The 1426-nt window shown below is 71.5% G+C and carries 1 protein-coding gene; it reads left to right on the forward strand.

Annotated features, from left to right (window positions below):
* Positions 1-130: 130 nt before the first annotated feature.
* Positions 131-1426: DUF7800 domain-containing protein (locus G6023_RS13465; protein ID WP_182635991.1), on the forward strand; the 1296-nt coding region annotated here is incomplete at its 3' end.

Genomic DNA, 1426 nt, shown 5'->3' on the forward strand with positions numbered 1-1426 from the left:
CGGTCCCGCCCCGGCCCCGCCCCGGTCCGACCCCGGCCCCGCCCCGGTCCCGGCCCGGTTCACCGGGTCCACCCGACCTGACGGGTTGGATCTGCGCGCCGCACCGCCCCGCGGGTGCACACTGGAACGCATGACCCTGCCCCCGGAGATCCTCGTCGGCCCGATGCTGCGCTACGTCGACAGCACCGACGCCACGGTGTGGGTGGAGGTGTCGGCGCCGTGCGAGGTGACCATCCGTGCCGGCGACGAGGTGGTCACCGAGCGTTCGTGGGGCGTGCACGGCCACCACTTCGCGGTACTGCACCTGTGCCGGCTGCCCGAGGGCGAGATGACGCCGTACGAGGTGTCGCTCGATGACCGGCTCGCCTGGCCCGTCGACCCGGGTCGGCCCAGCGTGATCCGCACGCCTCGCGCCGACGACACGGTGCGGCTGGCGTTCGGGTCGTGCCGGCGTGGGGAGAGCCAGACCCCGGTGGCGCTGCGCAGGATCGGTGCCGACGCACTGGTCGCCCTGGCGCACCGCATGGCGCACTCCCCGCAGGAGGAGTGGCCGGACGCGATGCTCCTGCTCGGCGACCAGGTGTACGCCGACATCCCCAGCCGGGAGATCTCCGAGCGGCTGGCCGAGCGTCGGCGCGCGGGCGGTGGCCCGCAGTCGGTGCGGGACTCTGCCGGCGCCGGGGGAGACCGCGACGTCTCCGACGAGATCTGCGATTTCGAGGAGTACTCCTGGCTGTACCACGAGTCGTGGCGTGACGCGGATGTGCGCTGGTTGCTATCGACGGTGCCGAGCTGCATGATTCTCGATGACCACGACCTGCGCGACGACTGGAACTCCTCCCACGCGTGGCGTCGCGAGATGACCGCCCAGCCGTGGTGGAGCGACCGGGTGATCGGCGCGTTCGGCAGCTACTTCGTCTATCAGCACCTGGGCAATCTCGACCCCGACGAGCTGGAGCGAAACGAGATGTACCGAGCGTTGCGGTCCGCCGGTTCGGACGCGGAGAGGGAGTCGCTGCTGGACGACTTCGCGCTGTCCACCGATTCCGAGCGCCGCACCGAGCAGTGGAGCTTCAAGCGTGACTTCGGTCGGGTGCGGGTGGTGATGCTCGACGTGCGGGCGTCGCGGCATCTGGACCCGCAGGACCGGCGGGTCATGGACGCCAATGAATGGCAGTGGACGCGCGAGTCCTGCCTGGACGCGGACGTGGACCACCTGGTGATCGGCTCGTCCCTCCCGGCGTTCATGCTGCCGGCCCTGCACAACCTCGAGGGCTGGAACGAGGCGGTGTCCCGGGACCGGCCCGGCAAGCCGGCCACCGCGCGGGCCGGCGAGTGGATCCGCCTGGCCGTGGACCTCGAGCACTGGGCGGCGTTCCGGAACAGCTTCGACGATCTGGTGGGTCTGCTCACCGAGGTGGCCGCG

The sequence above is a fragment of the Dietzia sp. DQ11-71 genome (assembly GCF_014144995.1).
Classification (GTDB): domain Bacteria; phylum Actinomycetota; class Actinomycetes; order Mycobacteriales; family Mycobacteriaceae; genus Dietzia; species Dietzia kunjamensis.